We start from the raw sequence: 16,022 nt of genomic DNA, 5'->3' as shown, positions 1-16,022 counted from the left end.
CCGAAAACACGAGGAATTCTCATGCAATTGAGCGGCGAACTGTTGTTGGGTGCCGCCCGCGTAGCGGGTGGTGCCGGCAAGGTTCGCGCCATGAACCCCGCCACCGGGGAATGGCTCGAACCGGAATTCACCCTGGCCTCCAAGGCCGAGGCCGCGCGTGCCGCTGAACTGGCCGCCGCGGCTTTTGATGTTTACCGCGAGACCGCGCCGCAAGCCCGTGCCGCGTTTCTTGACGCCATCGCCAGCCAGATCGAGGCCCTGGGCGACGCGCTGATCGAACGCGCGATGGCGGAATCGGCCCTGCCGCGCCCACGGCTTGAAGGCGAACGCGCTCGCACGTGCAACCAGCTCCGCCTGTTCGCGAACGTCGTACGCGCGGGCGATGCCGTGGGGGCCCGCATCGACCCCGCGCTGCCCGAGCGCAAGCCGCTGCCGCGTTCGGACCTGCGCATGCGCCGCATCGCGCTGGGCCCGGTGGCCGTGTTTGGCGCGAGCAATTTTCCGCTGGCGTTTTCCGTGGCTGGCGGCGATACCGCATCGGCGCTGGCTGCCGGTTGCCCGGTGGTCGTGAAGGCGCACCCGGCGCACCCGGGCACGTCCGAACTCGTTGGCCGCGCCGTTCAGGCCGCGGTGGAGCAGTGCGGGCTGCCGGAAGGCGTGTTCTCGCTGATCCTCGCAGACAACGATGTGGCCGGTGCCCTGGTGGCCGATCCGCGCATCCAGGCAGTGGGCTTTACCGGCTCCCGCGCGGGCGGCCAGGCGCTGCTGCGCATTGCGCAGGCGCGTCCGCAGCCGATTCCGGTGTATGGCGAGCTGAGCGCCATCAACCCCGTCTTCCTGTTGCCCGACGCCCTGGCCAAGCGCGCTGCTGCACTCGGTCAGCAGTACGTGGCATCGCTGACGATGGGCGCGGGCCAGTTCTGTACGAACCCGGGGCTGCTGCTCGCCATCGAGGGGCCGGATCTCGACACGTTCGAGGCTGCCGCCGCGCAGGCCATGAACCAGGCACCCGCACAGCCCATGCTGACGCCCGGCATCCACGCCGCCTACACGCGCGGCGTCGACAAGCTGGCGAGCGAGGCCAACGTACGCTGCGTCGCGCGCGGGCAGGGCAGCAGCGAGCCCAATCGCGGCCAGGCCGGCTTCTACACCACCGACGCGAAGAGCTTCCAGGCCCAGCCTGCGCTGCACGACGAAGTCTTCGGGGCGACCGGGCTGGTCGTGCGCTGCCGCGACGCGGAAGAACTGCGCACGCTGGCCGAATCGCTCGAGGGCCAGTTGACGGCCACGCTGCACCTGGACACGGGCGACACGCAGATCGCGCGTTCGCTGCTGCCGATCCTGGAGCGCAAGGCGGGCCGCATCCTGGCCAACGGCTGGCCGACCGGCGTGGAGGTCTGCCATGCCATGGTGCATGGCGGCCCCTGGCCCGCAACGACCGACGCGCGGACGACCTCGGTCGGCACGGCAGCCATCGAGCGCTTCCTGCGCCCGGTGTGCTACCAGGACTTGCCCGCAGAACTGCTGCCCGACGCATTGCAAGACGGCAATCCGCTGCAACTGCGCCGTCTGGTCGACGGCCAGTGGAAGTAAGTATCTGAAAGAAGAAAAAAGCCGGGCCGTTCAGGACCCGGCAACCTGAACCGACCGGCGCATGACGGGCGCCGGCCAAGGAGGAGACGATGGACATCAAAGCCCCCGCCGTGGGAGCACAGGCCGTACCGCGCGCCGAGCGCATGAGCCGCGTGCGCTTCATGATCCTCGCGATGCTGTTTATCGTGACGACCATCAACTATGCCGACCGCGCAACGATCTCGATCGCCGGCTCAGCCATGCAGAAGGAGCTCGGCATCGATGCCGTCTCGCTGGGCTACATCTTTTCTGCGTTCGGCTGGGCCTATGTGATCTCGCAGATCCCGGGCGGCTGGCTGCTCGACCGATTCGGCTCCAAGCGGGTCTACACGTTCAGCATCCTGCTGTGGTCGGTGTTCACGCTGGCGCAGGGCGCCGTCGGCTTCTTTACCGGCGCGGCGGCCGTCACCATGGTGTTTTGCCTGCGCTTCCTGGTGGGCTCGGCTGAAGCGCCGTCGTTCCCGGCCAACAGCCGCATCGTGGCGGCATGGTTTCCGGCCAACGAGCGCGGCACCGCCTCGGCCATCTTCAACTCCGCGCAGTACGCGGCCACGGTAGTGTTTGCGCCGCTGATGGCGTGGCTGGTGCACGAGTTCGGCTGGCACCACGTGTTCATCGTGATGGGCGTGATCGGCATCGCCATGGCCTTCGTGTGGAAGATGTCCGTGCACGAGCCGAAGGATCACCCGCGCGTCAACCGCGCCGAGATCGACTACATCGAGGCCGGCGGCGGCCTGGTCAACATGGACCGCGCGGGCGTGGCCAAGACCGAAGGCCCGAACCTCGGCTACGTCAAGCAGCTGCTGACCAACCGCATGCTGATGGGCGTGTACATCGCGCAGTACTGCATCAACGCGCTCACGTACTTCTTCATCACGTGGTTCCCGGTGTACCTGGTGCAGGCGCGCGGCATGTCGATCCTGAAGGCCGGCTTCGTGGCGTCGATCCCGGCGGTGTGCGGCTTCCTGGGCGGCATTCTGGGCGGCATCATTTCCGACGCGCTGCTGCGCCGCGGGGCTTCGCTGTCGGTGGCGCGCAAGGTGCCGATCGTGCTGGGCATGCTGCTGTCGATGAGCATGGTGATCTGCAATTACGTCGACGCGCAGTCGATCGTGGTGGCGGTGATGGCACTGTCGTTCTTCGGCAAGGGGCTCGGTGCGCTCGGCTGGGCGGTGAACTCCGATACGGCGCCCAAGCAGATCGCCGGCCTGTCGGGCGCGCTGATGAACACGTTCGGCAACCTGTCGAGCATCACCACGCCCATCGCCATCGGTTACATCGTCAACACAACGGGTTCGTTCAACGGTGCGCTGGTGTACGTCGGGATCCACGCGCTGGTCGCCATCGTCTGCTACCTGTTCATGGTCGGCGAGATCAAGCGTGTGGAACTCAAGCCGCTGTAAGCCACGGGAGCCTCGTAAGTGACGTTGCAATCGATCGAGTCCGGCGCACGCACGCACACGCCGCGGGTGACGGAGATGCAGGTGATTCCCGTCGCGGGCCGCGACAGCATGCTGCTGAACCTGTGCGGCGCGCATGCTCCGTTCTTTACACGCAACCTCGTGATCCTGAAGGACAACGCCGGGCGCACCGGCGTGGGCGAGGTGCCGGGCGGGGAGGGCATCCGCCAGGCGCTGGAGCGCGTGATTCCGCTGGTGGTCGGTCAATCGATCGGTCGTACCAACGGCGTGCTGAACAGCATTCGCCGCGCGCTGGCCGGTGGCGGCAATGCCGCGCATCAGGCGGCCGTGCACCAGGTGACCTCCGCGTCGGAAGCGGCGGTACTGCGCCAGCCGCACGAGATCAACCTGCGCATGGACAACGTCATCACGGCGGTGGAAGCGGCGCTGCTCGATCTGCTTGGCCAGTTTCTGGAGGCGCCTGTGGCAGAGCTGCTCGGTGCCGGCCAGCAGCGCGATAGCGCCCCGATGCTCGCCTATCTGTTCTACGTGGGCGACCGCCGCAAGACCGATCTGCCGTATCTGGATGGCGCGAACGGCACCGACGACTGGCTGCGCCTGCGCCACGAAGCCGCCATGACACCCGCCGCCATCGCACGACTCGCCGAAGCCGCCACCGAGCGCTACGGTTTTGCCGATTTCAAGCTCAAGGGTGGCGTGATGCGCGGTGCGGATGAGATGGAAGCGATTGCCGCCATCAAGGCGCGCTTTCCGCACGCCCGCGTCACGCTGGACCCGAACGGCGCGTGGTCGCTCAACGAGGCGATTGCGCTGTGCAAGGGCCAAGGGCATCTGCTGGCCTATGCCGAAGACCCGTGCGGCCCCGAAGCCGGCTATTCGGGCCGCGAGGTGATGGCCGAATTCAAGCGCGCCACCGGCATCCCGACGGCCACCAACATGATCGCGACCGACTGGCGGCAGATGGGCCACGCCGTGCAGCTGCACGCGGTCGATATTCCGCTGGCCGATCCGCATTTCTGGACCATGCAAGGCTCCGTGCGCGTGGCGCAGTTGTGCGACGAGTGGGGCCTGACGTGGGGCTCGCATTCCAACAACCACTTCGATGTGTCGCTGGCGATGTTCACGCATGTGGCTGCCGCCGCGCCCGGCAACATCACGGCCATCGATACGCACTGGATCTGGCAGGAGGGCGAGGAGCGGCTGACGTACGAGCCGCTGCGCATCCAGGGCGGCCACGTGGCCGTGCCGGAGCGGCCGGGCCTCGGCATCGAAATCGACATGGAGCGCGTCATGGCCGCCCATGCGCTGTACAAGACCCTGGGCCCTGGCGCGCGTGATGACGCCATGGCCATGCAATACCTCGTGCCGGGCTGGACGTATGACCCGAAGCGCCCGAGCCTGGGGCGCTGAAAAGAAGCCCGTTTGAGTTTGAATCAATCACGGAGTCTGTGATGTCTGAACCGACGCTGGCCCCTGAGGCCGGCAACGCAACTGAAAAGGCGCTGACGATCCGAGTGCACGACGGTGACAACGTCGCCATTGTCGTCAACGCACGCGGCTTGCCCGCCGGCACGGCGCTGGCCGATGGCACCGTGCTGGTCGAAGGCGTGCCGCAAGGCCACAAGGTGGCGCTGGTCGACTTGGCCGAAGGTGACGCGATCATTCGCTACAACGAAGTGATCGGCTATGCCGTGAAGCCGCTGCCGCGCGGTAGCTGGGTCAACGAGCATGCGGTCAAGCTGCCGTCTGCGCCCGCGCTGGATGAATTGCCGCTGGCCACGCGCCCCGATCCGAAGCTCGCCAGACTGGAGGGCTACACCTTCGAGGGCTATCGCAACGCAGACGGCACGGTGGGCACGAAGAACGTGCTGGGCATCATGACCAGCGTGCAGTGCGTGGCAGGCGTGACGGATTACGTGGTCGGCCGCATCAAGCGCGAGCTGTTGCCGCGCTTCCCCAACGTCGACGATGTGGTCGCGCTCAACCATGTGTACGGCTGCGGTGTCGCCATCAACGCGCCGGCCGCCATCGTGCCGATCCGCACGCTGCAGAACCTGGCGCTGAATCCGAACTTTGGCGGCGAGATCATGGTGATCGGCCTGGGCTGCGAAAAGCTCGTCCCGGAACGCCTTGTGCCGGAAAAGCTGGCCCCGGGCGGCCGCATTCCGATCGAAGTGGCCGGCACCGCAGATTCGCCGGTGCTGCGTCTGCAGGACGAAGCCTTCGACGGCTTCATCGGCATGACCGACGCCATCATGGAGATGGCCGAGCGCCGCCTGGAGCATCTCAACAAGCGCCAGCGCGAAACCTGCCCGGCATCCGACCTCGTGGTTGGGGTGCAGTGCGGCGGCAGCGATGCGTTCTCGGGCGTGACGGCCAATCCGGCGGTCGGCTTTGCGGCGGACCTGATCGTCCGCGCAGGCGGCACCGTGATGTTCTCGGAAGTGACCGAGGTGCGTGACGCCATCCATCTGCTCACGCCGCGCGCCATCGATGAAGACGTCGGCCGCGCGCTGCTGCGCGAGATGGCCTGGTACGACAACTATCTCAGCGGTGGCCAGACCGACCGCAGCGCCAACCCGTCGCCGGGCAACAAGAAGGGCGGGCTCTCCAACGTGGTGGAAAAAGCGCTGGGTTCGATCGTGAAGTCGGGCAGCACGCCCATCGTCGATGTGCTTGGCCCCGGTGAGAAAGTGCGTCGCAAGGGCCTGATCTTTGCGGCGACGCCCGCGAGCGATTTCGTGTGCGGCACGTTGCAGCTGGCCTCCGGCATGAACCTGCAGGTGTTCACGACCGGCCGCGGTACGCCGTATGGGCTGGCCATGGCGCCGGTCATCAAGGTGTCGACGCGCAAGGCGCTGTCCGAGCGCTGGCATGACCTGATCGACCTTGACGCCGGCCGCATCGCCACCGGCGAAGCCACCATTGCCGATATCGGCTGGGAACTGTTCCACCTGATTCTTGACGTGGCGAGCGGCCGCAAACAAGTCTGCGCCGACAAGCTCGGTTTGCATAACGCGCTGGCCCTGTTCAACCCCGCCCCGGTGACCTGATATGACCCCTGAAATCAACCTTCAAAACGATCCGCTCGACGGCGTGACAACACGCTGCCACCGCCTGCTGCTGACTGGCGCCGCCGGCAACCTCGGCAAGGTGCTGCGCGAGCGCCTGCCCAAGTACGCCGATTCTTTGCGCTTGTCTGATATATCAAATCTGGGCGAAGCACGCACCGGCGAGGAGATCGTGCCGTGCAACCTGGCTGATGCGAAAGCCGTCGATGCGCTCGTCGCCGGCACCGACGCCATCGTGCATTTGGGCGGCGTGTCGGTCGAGCGGCCGTTTGAAGAGATCCTGCCGGCCAATATCGCAGGCACCTACAACCTGTACGAAGCTGCGCGTCGTCATGGCGTGCGGCGCATCGTCTTCGCCAGCTCGAACCACACCATCGGTTTCTACAAGCAGGGCGAGGTGATCGACAGCACGGTACCGACCCGGCCCGATGGCTACTACGGCTTGAGCAAGGTGTTCGGGGAGCAGCTCGCCAGCTTCTACTTCCACCGCTACGGCATCGAAACGGTGGCCATCCGCATCGGCTCGTCGTTTCCGGAAGCGAAGGACCGCCGCATGCTCGTCACCTGGCTCGGCTACGACGACCTGGAGCAGCTGATTCGCCGCGCCCTGTTCGTGCCGAACGTCGGCTTCACGGTGGTCTACGGCATGTCGAACAATCGCGACCGCTGGTGGGACAACCGCCACGCCGCGCACCTCGGCTACCAGCCCACGCAGACGAGCGAGATCTTCCGCGCGCAGGTCGAGGCTCAGCCCCCGCTGCCGCCTGACGATCCGGCGGCGGTGTACCAGGGTGGCGCGTTCGTCAAGGCCGGCCCGTTCGGAGATTGACGCGATGTCCCTGAACGTCGAACGCATCGGCACCATGCGATGCGGCGTGGGAGAAAGCCCCGTCTGGCATGCCGGCGAGCAGGCGCTGTACTGGACGGACATTCCGGGCCGCAAGCTGTGGCGCTGGAACGTCTTCTCGGACCAGGCGGACAACTGGGCGCTGCCCGAGATGGCCGGCTGTATAGCCATGGCGCCCAACGGTTGGGCGATGGCGATGGAAACGGGCATCTTTCTCGCGCCACCGCCCAGCGCCGGCGTCGCACTTGGGCCCCTGCAGCGCCTCGCCACGGTGGCGCATGCTCGCCCCGACATGCGTTTCAACGACGGTCGCTGCGATCGCCAAGGCCGGTTTTGGGCCGGCACGATGGTGCTGGACACTTCGCTGGGTCTGCCGCTGGGCAAGCTGTATCGGTTTGATGCAGATGCCGCGCGCACTGGGCGCGTCGATTCCGTCATCGATGACCTGATCGTCCCGAACGGCCTGGCGTTCAGCCCCGATGGCAAGACGATGTATCTGTCGGATTCGCATGCAAGCCGTCAGACGGTCTGGGCTTTCGATTACGACGTCGACACCGGCACGCCGCACAACCGCCGCGTCTTCATCGACATGAACGCGCACCCCGGCCGGCCCGATGGTGCGGCGGTCGACGCCGACGGCTGCTACTGGATCTGCGGCAACGATGCGGGCGTCGTGCACCGGTTCACGCCGGACGGCCAGCTCGATCGCAGTATCGCCATTCCCACGCCCAAGCCCGCCATGTGCGCCTTTGGCGGGCCGGGGCTGGACACCCTGTTCGTCACGTCGATCATGATCGGCGGCGACTCGCTCTCGGGCGCCACGTTTGCAGTGCGCCCGGGGGTGACCGGACTCCCGGAACCCGTTCTACACCTCTGAACCGCAGTACGCCCCACATAGAAGAACACACCGGGGAGCTCTTAGGAGACAACACATGAAACCCATCAAAGGCTTGCGCTGGTGGATCATCGGGCTCGTGCTGAGCGGCCTGATCATGAACTACCTCGCGCGCAATGCGCTCGCCGTTGCAGCGCCTGAAGTCAACAAGGTACTGAACATCAGCACACAGCAGTACGGCTACATCGTCGCGGCATTCCAGGCGGCGTACATGGTGATGCAGCCGGTGGCGGGCTACGTGCTCGACGTGCTCGGCACCAAGCTGGGCTTTGCGCTGTTTGCGGCGGCATGGTCGGCCGTCTGCATCCTGCACAGCACGGCCGGCGGCTGGCTCTCGCTGGCGGCGTTCCGCGCGATGCTGGGGATGACCGAGGCGGCCGGCTTTCCGTCTGCGCTGCGTGCCACGTCGGAGTGGTTTCCAGCCAAGGAGCGCTCGATTGCCACCGGCTGGTTCAACATCGGCTCCTCAGTGGGCGCGGTGGTGGCGCCGCCGCTGGTGGTCTGGTGCATCCTGCACGGCAACTGGCGCTTTGCGTTTGCCGTGATCGGCGCGATGGGGCTGGTGTGGAGCGTGCTGTGGTTCGTGCTCTATCGCGTGCCGGCCAAGCACCATCGCCTGTCGGCCGAAGAGCATGCGTACATCCGCGCCGGGCAGGAAGCGCCCGACGACGATGCCGACGCGCCCAAGCCCTCGTGGGGCAAGATCGTCGGCAGCAAGCGGTTCTGGGGGATTGCCGTGCCGCGCTTCCTCTCGGAGCCTGCGTGGCAGACGTTCAACTATTGGATTCCGCTGTACATGGCCACCGAGCGCCACATGAACCTCAAGGAGATCGCGCTGTTCGCGTGGCTGCCGTTCCTGGCGGCCGACGTGGGGTGCGTGTTGGGCGGCTACCTCGCGCCGTGGTTCCAGAAGCGGTTCAAGGTGTCGCTGGTGACGTCGCGCAAGCTCGTGATGGTGACGGGCTGCGTATGCATGATCGGCCCCGCCTGCATCGGGTTGGCGACCAGCCCGTACACGGCGATTGCGCTGTTCTGCGTGGGCGGCTTTGCCCACCAGACATTGTCGGGTGCGCTGTACACGCTCACGTCCGACATGTTCGGCAAGCACGAGCTTGGTACCGCCGTAGGTCTGGCAGGCATGTCGGGCTATCTGGGCGGCATGCTGTTCTCGCTGGCGGTTGGCACGCTGGCGGCCACCATCGGCTACAACCCACTGTTCGTGGCGCTGGCGGTGTTCGATATCGTCGCGGCCCTCGTGGTGTGGACCATGCTCAACGACAAGCAGGCGCGGCCCGTGCCCGTGCAGCCGGGCGGCACTGCATCGAGCCAGGCGGCCTGACGCGTCGGACTACGCTGCGCGGGCGCCGACCTTCGGGTTGATCCTCGCGGGGCTGAGCGGGTCGAAGTCGACCCACTCGCCGTTGCGCCAACGGCCCGCTGCCTCTTCGACGTCCATGCCGCCGGCAGCCGCGAGGATGCGCGCTGCATCGGCCTCGCGCTCCGGCATGACGCGCACGGCAAGCAGCACGCCCGAATGCCGCGTGCGCAACGTGGCGTCGGGCGGCTGACTGGGCTGCGGTTCGTCGCGCATGGCGATCATCGCGCCGGCGAGCGAGCCGATATAGGCGCCCACGCCGGCCGCCACCACGGAAAACAGCACGGCCACGTGCAGCGCAATCAGCACCACCACCCCAGCCACCGCGCCTATCGCTGCGCCGATGGCCATGCCCTTGCCCGCGCCGGCATGTGCGCGGGCGGCGCCGGGGTCGGCATTCCGGTCTCCACCGATGGGGTAGGCCGCGTGCTGGCCGGACGGATTGACGAAGAAGACGTTCACGTCTTCCTCGGAAAAACGCTCTGCGAAGAGCGTGCGCGCAGCGGCTTCGGCGCGCTCGAACGTGTCGAAACGTGCGGCGACGATGAGTGACATGGGGCCTCCTCCTCGGGAAACGCGGTTCCCCATGGCGCAAGCAAATGCGGGGCCTGCCCCGTGGGAAGTCGCCCCAACGTTACCTGCATGGACGCCGGGCGCAGGACGGCGTGCATGGCGTGGACCAGGCGGTCTGCCATCGAAGAGCCCATATCGGCGAGGCCGTATTGCAACGGCGCTCGCCCGGCCAGTGCTTTTCGGCCGGCCCGTTTCTCATGGCTGCGGCGCGCCCCGCTACAATCGCGGCCTGGCATTTGTAGATGGCGTTCGACATGGGGCTTGGCTGGTTTGGCATTTCCACCGTATGGCTGCTGCCGCTGGCGTGGCGGTATGCCGTGCGCATGCTGGCAGGGGAGCGCCACGTGCTCAGGGGCCGGGGCACCGTCAGGCTCTGGCTGGTGACGCTCGTGGTGCTGTGCGCCAGTGCCGCGCTCGAGGCACTGACGTCCGGCGCCGACCCACAGGACAAGGCTGGCGGTGCAGTCGGACGGGCGTTGTCTTCGGTGTTCTCGCAGCTGCTTGGATGGACGGGCGCGTTTGTGCTGATGCTCGGCGTGCTGATCTGGGTGGCGCCGATGGTGTTTGGGCGCTCGTGGCGCCAGCTCGTCACGCGCAGCCGCACGCTGGATGCATCCCCCGACACACCCGCCGAACCGCGCGACGAACCGCATGAAGACGTCCTGAAGCCCACCGCCCTGGGCTTGGGCGGGGCAGCGTCCGTGCGCTGGACGGGCAGCGCAGGCACCGCGCAACCGGCAGTCCGGCATCGCGGCATCCAAGCCGTTTCCGCACGTCGCCAGCCGGCCTGGCAGCCACCGCCTCGCACGCGTCCGTCGCCGCCCCAGCCCGGAGAGATCTGGCCATTGCTCGATGCGCAGAAAGCCGCGTCCGGCGAGGCGCCGGCAGTTGCAAAGCCAATGCCCCCGGCAGCCGCCGCGTCCGCTGCGGTGCCGGCCTCCGCACCGAAAGATCGCCCGAAGCCGCGTGCCACCATCGTCAGCAGCCCGTTTCATCAGCCGCAGCTGGGGCTGAAGACCGCGGCGCCGCCCAGCCCACCCGCACAGGCGCCCGCACCCGCGCAGCTCGCCGAACCGGTGCCGCCGGCACCCGTGGAACCGCCGGCACCTGCGGCCGAACCCCCCGTGGTGGATCTGGACGCCGTGCGCCAGGAGGCCGAGGCCTTGCTGGCCGAACTGCGGGAGCTGCTGCCACCCACCGCAACGACGCCCGAGCCGCACGCGGCAGCGCCCGGGGCGCAGTCGGTTCTTGCGGATGAAGCGCTGCCGCAAGCCGGACCCGTCCCCGCTGCACCGCCGGCCGAGCCCGTCGCTCCGGTGGCGGCACCGCCCGCGCCCAAACCGCGCATCGTGCTGCCCGCCGTGGTGGGCGAAGTGGTGTCGCGCGCTGCGCCGGCCCCGGCCAGCCAGGCCGAGCCGATCGTGCCACGGGACTATCGGCTACCGAGCACTGCGTTGCTGACGGCGGCTTCGAGCAACGCGGAGTCGGTCTCTGCCGAACACCTCGAGGAAACCAGCAACCTCATCGCGCAACGCCTGGCAGAGTTCAAGGTGCCTGTCACGGTGGTCGGCGCCTCCGCGGGGCCGGTCATTACGCGCTTCGAAGTCGACCCGGCGGTAGGGGTGCGCGGCGCGCAGGTTGTCGGGCTGATGAAGGATCTGGCGCGCGCGCTGGGCGTGACGTCCATCCGCGTCGTCGAAACCATCCCTGGCAAGACGTGCATGGGCCTGGAGCTGCCCAACGCCCGCCGCGAAATGATCCGCCTGTCGGAGGTCGTGAACGCGGCGGATTTCCAGTCGCATGCGTCGCACCTTGTGCTGGCCATGGGCAAAGACATCACCGGCAGCCCGGTGGTGACGGATCTCGCCCGCGCGCCGCACCTGCTGGTGGCCGGCACCACGGGCTCCGGCAAGTCGGTTGCCGTCAACGCGATGATCCTGTCGATGCTGTACAAGGCCACGCCCGACGACGTGCGCATGATCATGATCGACCCGAAGATGCTGGAACTCTCGGTGTACGAGGGCATTCCGCATCTGCTCGCGCCCGTGGTGACCGACATGAAGCAGGCCGCGCACGCGCTGAACTGGTGCGTGGGCGAGATGGAAAAGCGCTACCGGCTGATGTCGGCGCTGGGCGTGCGCAACCTGGCCGGCTACAACCAGAAGATCCGCGCGGCAGAACAGGCCGGCCGCAAGGTGCCGAATCCGTTCTCGCTGACGCCCGATGCGCCCGAGCCCCTCTCGACGCTGCCGATGATCGTGGTCGTCATCGACGAACTGGCCGACCTGATGATGGTGGCCGGCAAGAAGATCGAAGAGCTGATCGCGCGCCTCGCACAAAAGGCCCGTGCCGCCGGCATTCATTTGATTCTGGCGACCCAGCGTCCGTCGGTGGACGTCATCACCGGCCTGATCAAGGCGAACATTCCGACGCGCGTGGCGTTCCAGGTGTCCTCCAAGATCGACTCGCGCACGATTCTCGATCAGATGGGCGCCGAATCGCTGCTCGGCCAGGGCGACATGCTGTTCCTGCCGCCGGGCACTGGGTATCCGCAGCGCGTGCACGGCGCGTTCGTTGCCGATGAAGAAGTGCACCGCGTGGTCGAACACTGGAAGCAGTTTGGCGAGCCCGAATACGACGAAGCCATCCTCGCCGGTGATCCGGGAGAAGCCGCCGCGAGCGGCGATTTGTTCGGTGGCGATAGCGGCGATGCAGAAGCCGATCCGCTCTACGACGAAGCGGCGGCGTTTGTGCTCAACACGCGCCGCGCGTCGATTTCCTCCGTGCAGCGGCAACTGCGCATCGGCTACAACCGTGCCGCGCGGCTCATCGAACAGATGGAAGCGGCGGGGCTGGTGTCGCCGATGGGGCGGAATGGGCAGCGTGAGGTGTTGGCGCCGGGAGGCGGGGAGTGACAGGCGGGTGTCTGCCACTCCTGAGCGGTGCGGCGCGATCGATTCATTGCGTCTTGCGGCGGACCTGAAGACCTTGGCCGACCTGGCGCTTTCCGAGAAGCCCAGTCGGCTATCAACTGCCGGCGCAGCTCAACTTTCTGCGGTGACGCTCAACGATTGCAGCCACGCCCCGAGCTGCGCCTCGCCTTCCTCATCCAACTGCCCCGACAACACGCCATACCACTGAGCGACCGCCTCGGCCGGCAGGGTGGCCTTGAGAATCGGCAGGCTGTTTTCCAGAAAGCTCGGGAAAAACGGAATGCCGCGCATGTACAGGAAGTGCGAATCGGTGATGCGAACGTGCGCGTAGACATCGCGCAGCCAATCCAGATACGGCAATGCCTCGGCCACGTGCCCGCTCTGCGTGAGCGACGAGATGAACTGCGTGCGAGCCGTGACGCTGGACATCTCGTGCGTCTGCTCGTTGATCTCGTCGAACTTCATCAACCACGCTTCGCCGCGCTTCAGTTCGCCGCACATGACGGACGTCGTCGCCAGCTGCAGTGCGTTGTGCGCGCTGGGTTCCTGTTCGAACAATGCAAGCCAGTAAGGAAAGGCCTCGGGATAGCGGCGCATGTCCGAATAGGCGAGCGCGCATAGGCGATTGGCGTCGGCGTGGCGATCAGCGTAGGGTGCTGCCGCGGTGATGGCCGTTTCGTACTGGCCTTGTTGGTAGGCCTCCAAGGCAGCGGCGAGTTCGGGGGCGATGTCGGGCGAGGTATCGTCGTCTTTCGGCGGTGGGGGCGGGTTGGCGTCCCGGGCGCTGGCGTTTCGGCTGAAGAGTTTTTTCAGTAAGCCCATAGTTTGTTCCTGAAACTGGGCTGTAGCCCTAGAGTTTTGGCTCGCCCTGATCCGTATCCCATTGCCAGATGGCGCTGCCGTAGTCGGACGATATGGTGGGCATGACTTCACCTTGCTTGAAGTACCGGCGCGAATTGGCTGCTGCAGGCGTGAACCACCAGCCGCTGCGTGGGCACGTATCCCCCCCGGGTGCGCGCCCCACCGGCCTGTGGCTATTTTGCGGAAGGAGATCAAGTAGCCCATCTGAGGCGGTAGAGCCTGGCACGCGGCGGATGCGAGTCCAAAGCGCTGGCGCTTCGGATGTGTTTTGTTGACCGTCGTAACCGACTAGGGCCGTCGGGGCTTCGTCTCCGGCGCACAGAAACTGAGCGCTGGATTCATCCAAGTCGGGTAGATAGATGCCTGATTCAATGATCGTCTTGCCTGTGCTGACCTGAAACGTTGGATCCAATTCGTAGCGCGGCCAAGCGGCTGGCGCATCCAACGGACCTCTGGCGGTCGCGTTGTAACCTGTTGACAAAGTCGTTGCATTCCAGCCGATATGGATCGTGTGGCTAATATTGATCGCATATTGGTTAGCCCGATACAGAAGTTCTTCATACCGTGACGCTGCATTCGGCTGCACTTCATCTAACCAGTCCGTAGAGAAATCCCGTTGTCCGCGGACATCGTCGGTTACCGCGTCCGCAGTCAGCAACGCGTCATAATCGTGATGTGTCAACCGGATGAAGCTGTCGTCGAGCATGAGCACCGTTTGGCGGAAATTCGGAAGCACACGCTGTCCCCAAACAATGTCCGGCTGTAGAGGTTGCGGGCGACTGCGATAGTCCGCTGGGAGCTTTGTCATGAATCGAGCAAGGCAGTCCTCCACATGGTTGACCGCCGCGCGCCACGCATCGCGCATCGCGCCGAAGTACTCGACAGAGGTGTAGCGTTCGAGCAGATAGATTTCCTGCGGATAAAGCGGCGTGCTCATTTGGAATTTCGCATCGGGTGATTGGGCGGCAGATTGTAGGAATTCAAATTGTTCGTCAGCTTGGGTAAGCCAAGGAATTCATCGGTTTCGCCAGGGAAGTCTGTATAGCCCCAGTTTGTGGGCTGCCGCTTGCTCAGAGCCTCCGGCTGCAGATGTGTGGGGTCTAGAACGATCTGGTTGGCTCCGCCCTCCAGTACGTAGGGATGCCCCTTCAGTGTTTGGCTGGCGGCAGGACCTTCCCATACGTTCAAGCCAGCGCCGGGTGGCACGGTATAGGTCAGGTATTCGCCGTTGCGGTTCCAATGACGCCATACGGCAAAGCGGCGACGCCAGTCCTCGCGACTCTTCAATTTCAGAAATTCCTCTTTACGCATCCAGCAGATGCTGTTGTCGGCGGATGATGGGTCGACCACACGGTATAGCACTTCGCCGGGCGGAATGGTGACAGGCTTGGCGCTATGGAAGGTTGCGTACGCGTCTTTGAGCGGGTGCCGTTCACCGGGCTTCAGTATCGGATTTAGGTCAGGCCAGTTTGCAACCGGTGTGAAGTTGCCCAGCGGCTTGTAGGGCAGGCGTTTTGATTTGTCTACCCATTTAGCGCCGTGCTTGTCCAGCAAGGCCACTTCGTCATCCGGCTTTAACCACGTGTATTTGTGAGGATTCACCGCGTTGACATTGGCTCGGTAGAGCATGTCGCCCTCGATCTCCAATCGACGCTCCAACTTTTTCAGCCATTGGTTGACCGGCGCAAGGACTTCGCCCAGGCGCTTGTTCATCATTTCTCTGATGCGTGTGATCGACTTCAGGAGTTCTCCAGCTCGACTTGCCATGGCCGTCGTGCCCCAACGCTGGATCAGGTCCACGAAGTAGCGCAGTGCTTCAAACACCTTGTCGAACGCGCGGATAAGCTCGGTTACCGTCAGTTTGCCATTCACCTCGCGTACTTTGCCTGCAATCCAGTGATAGGGATTTGCAACCTTGATAGCGCGTAGCCCTCGGCGTACCGCTGGCGATTGCAGATGTCTGTTGAGCGTTTGTATGCCCGTTTCGACGAAGGGCTTGCTGGCTTTCCAAAAATCGCTGTCCAGCGCCACCTTACCCACGCGAAATACAGACTTGCGACCATAGGCAAACATGATCTTGCAGCAGCCCTTGGCCAGAGAGCCGAGTACTGGGAACAATCCGATCAGCGTAAGGACTAGTGCTATCCATGCCCATTTATCCGAGGAATCGCTGTTGATCTTGCGGCAATTTGCGACTACGTCGCGCACATCGCAGATCTGATCGACGAAAGGAATCATGGAGATGACCGTTCCAGTGACGGCTTGTCCCGTTGACTGCTCTTCAGCGAAGTCCCCCTGGATGACCACCCAGATCCACTCAGCAGCAGAAGCTAGATTTTGCTTACCGCTGGCGATCCAGCCGGCCGGCGCGCTCTTGAACCACGCGAGCGCATTCTCAAGTTCGTCCCACATTG

The 16,022-nt window shown here is 65.4% G+C and carries 12 protein-coding genes; 8 read left to right on the top strand and 4 right to left on the bottom strand.

Annotated elements, in window-relative coordinates; all coding sequences use genetic code 11:
* The first annotated feature begins 21 nt into the window (after window positions 1-21).
* From A6M56_RS01575 to A6M56_RS01545, 7 genes are all read left to right on the top strand, one after another.
* Window positions 22-1,593 carry an aldehyde dehydrogenase (NADP(+)) gene (locus A6M56_RS01575; RefSeq protein ID WP_062738223.1) on the top strand — a complete coding sequence of 524 codons (1,572 nt, stop codon included), beginning with the start codon at window positions 22-24 and terminating at the stop codon, window positions 1,591-1,593.
* 89 nt (window positions 1,594-1,682) lie between these two features.
* Window positions 1,683-3,035, top strand: coding sequence for an MFS transporter (locus tag A6M56_RS01570; RefSeq protein WP_102079351.1), 1,353 nt, complete (start codon window positions 1,683-1,685; stop codon window positions 3,033-3,035).
* Between the two features lie 18 nt (window positions 3,036-3,053).
* A complete protein-coding gene (locus A6M56_RS01565; protein ID WP_102079352.1) occupies window positions 3,054-4,463 on the top strand; it encodes an enolase C-terminal domain-like protein in 1,410 nt (469 codons plus the stop codon).
* A gap of 41 nt (window positions 4,464-4,504) precedes the next feature.
* Window positions 4,505-6,106 (top strand): galactarate dehydratase, encoded by a 1,602-nt coding sequence (gene garD / locus A6M56_RS01560; RefSeq protein ID WP_102079353.1) that lies wholly within the window; start codon window positions 4,505-4,507, stop codon window positions 6,104-6,106.
* Between the two features lies 1 nt (window position 6,107).
* Complete coding sequence (locus A6M56_RS01555; RefSeq protein WP_062738227.1) at window positions 6,108-6,953, top strand: NAD-dependent epimerase/dehydratase family protein; 846 nt, start codon at window positions 6,108-6,110, stop codon at window positions 6,951-6,953.
* Between the two features lie 4 nt (window positions 6,954-6,957).
* Window positions 6,958-7,848, top strand: a complete 891-nt coding sequence (locus A6M56_RS01550; protein WP_102079354.1) for an SMP-30/gluconolactonase/LRE family protein — start codon at window positions 6,958-6,960, stop codon at window positions 7,846-7,848.
* Between the two features lie 55 nt (window positions 7,849-7,903).
* On the top strand, window positions 7,904-9,205 hold the full coding sequence (locus tag A6M56_RS01545) for an MFS transporter (RefSeq protein WP_102079355.1): 1,302 nt from the start codon (window positions 7,904-7,906) through the stop codon (window positions 9,203-9,205).
* Between the two features lie 9 nt (window positions 9,206-9,214).
* Here A6M56_RS01545 and A6M56_RS01540 read toward each other — a convergent pair whose 3' ends face one another.
* Window positions 9,215-9,796: a hypothetical protein gene (locus A6M56_RS01540; RefSeq protein WP_102079356.1), complete on the bottom strand. Its 582-nt coding sequence runs from the start codon at window positions 9,794-9,796 to the stop codon at window positions 9,215-9,217.
* Between the two features lie 260 nt (window positions 9,797-10,056).
* On the opposite strand from A6M56_RS01540, the gene A6M56_RS01535 reads away from it, so the two are divergent.
* Complete coding sequence (locus A6M56_RS01535; protein WP_102079357.1) at window positions 10,057-12,729, top strand: FtsK/SpoIIIE family DNA translocase; 2,673 nt, start codon at window positions 10,057-10,059, stop codon at window positions 12,727-12,729.
* A 129-nt stretch (window positions 12,730-12,858) separates the two neighbouring features.
* On the opposite strand, the gene A6M56_RS01530 is transcribed toward A6M56_RS01535, so the two are convergent.
* Genes A6M56_RS01530 through A6M56_RS01520 form a run of 3 tightly spaced genes read right to left on the bottom strand, consistent with a single transcriptional unit; the run spans window position 12,859 to window position 16,020 of the window.
* Window positions 12,859-13,569, bottom strand: coding sequence for a tetratricopeptide repeat protein (locus A6M56_RS01530; protein ID WP_102079358.1), 711 nt, complete (start codon window positions 13,567-13,569; stop codon window positions 12,859-12,861).
* 28 nt (window positions 13,570-13,597) lie between these two features.
* On the bottom strand, window positions 13,598-14,545 hold the full coding sequence (locus tag A6M56_RS01525) for a hypothetical protein (protein ID WP_102079359.1): 948 nt from the start codon (window positions 14,543-14,545) through the stop codon (window positions 13,598-13,600).
* Window positions 14,542-16,020, bottom strand: coding sequence for a hypothetical protein (locus tag A6M56_RS01520; protein WP_102079360.1), 1,479 nt, complete (start codon window positions 16,018-16,020; stop codon window positions 14,542-14,544). The genes A6M56_RS01525 and A6M56_RS01520 overlap by 4 nt, the downstream gene beginning before the upstream one ends.
* Between the last annotated feature and the right edge of the window lie 2 nt (window positions 16,021-16,022).

The sequence above is a fragment of the Ralstonia sp. RL genome (assembly GCF_001683835.1).
Lineage (GTDB): Bacteria > Pseudomonadota > Gammaproteobacteria > Burkholderiales > Burkholderiaceae > Ralstonia > Ralstonia mannitolilytica.
This window is presented reverse-complemented; position numbering and strand designations above follow the sequence as displayed.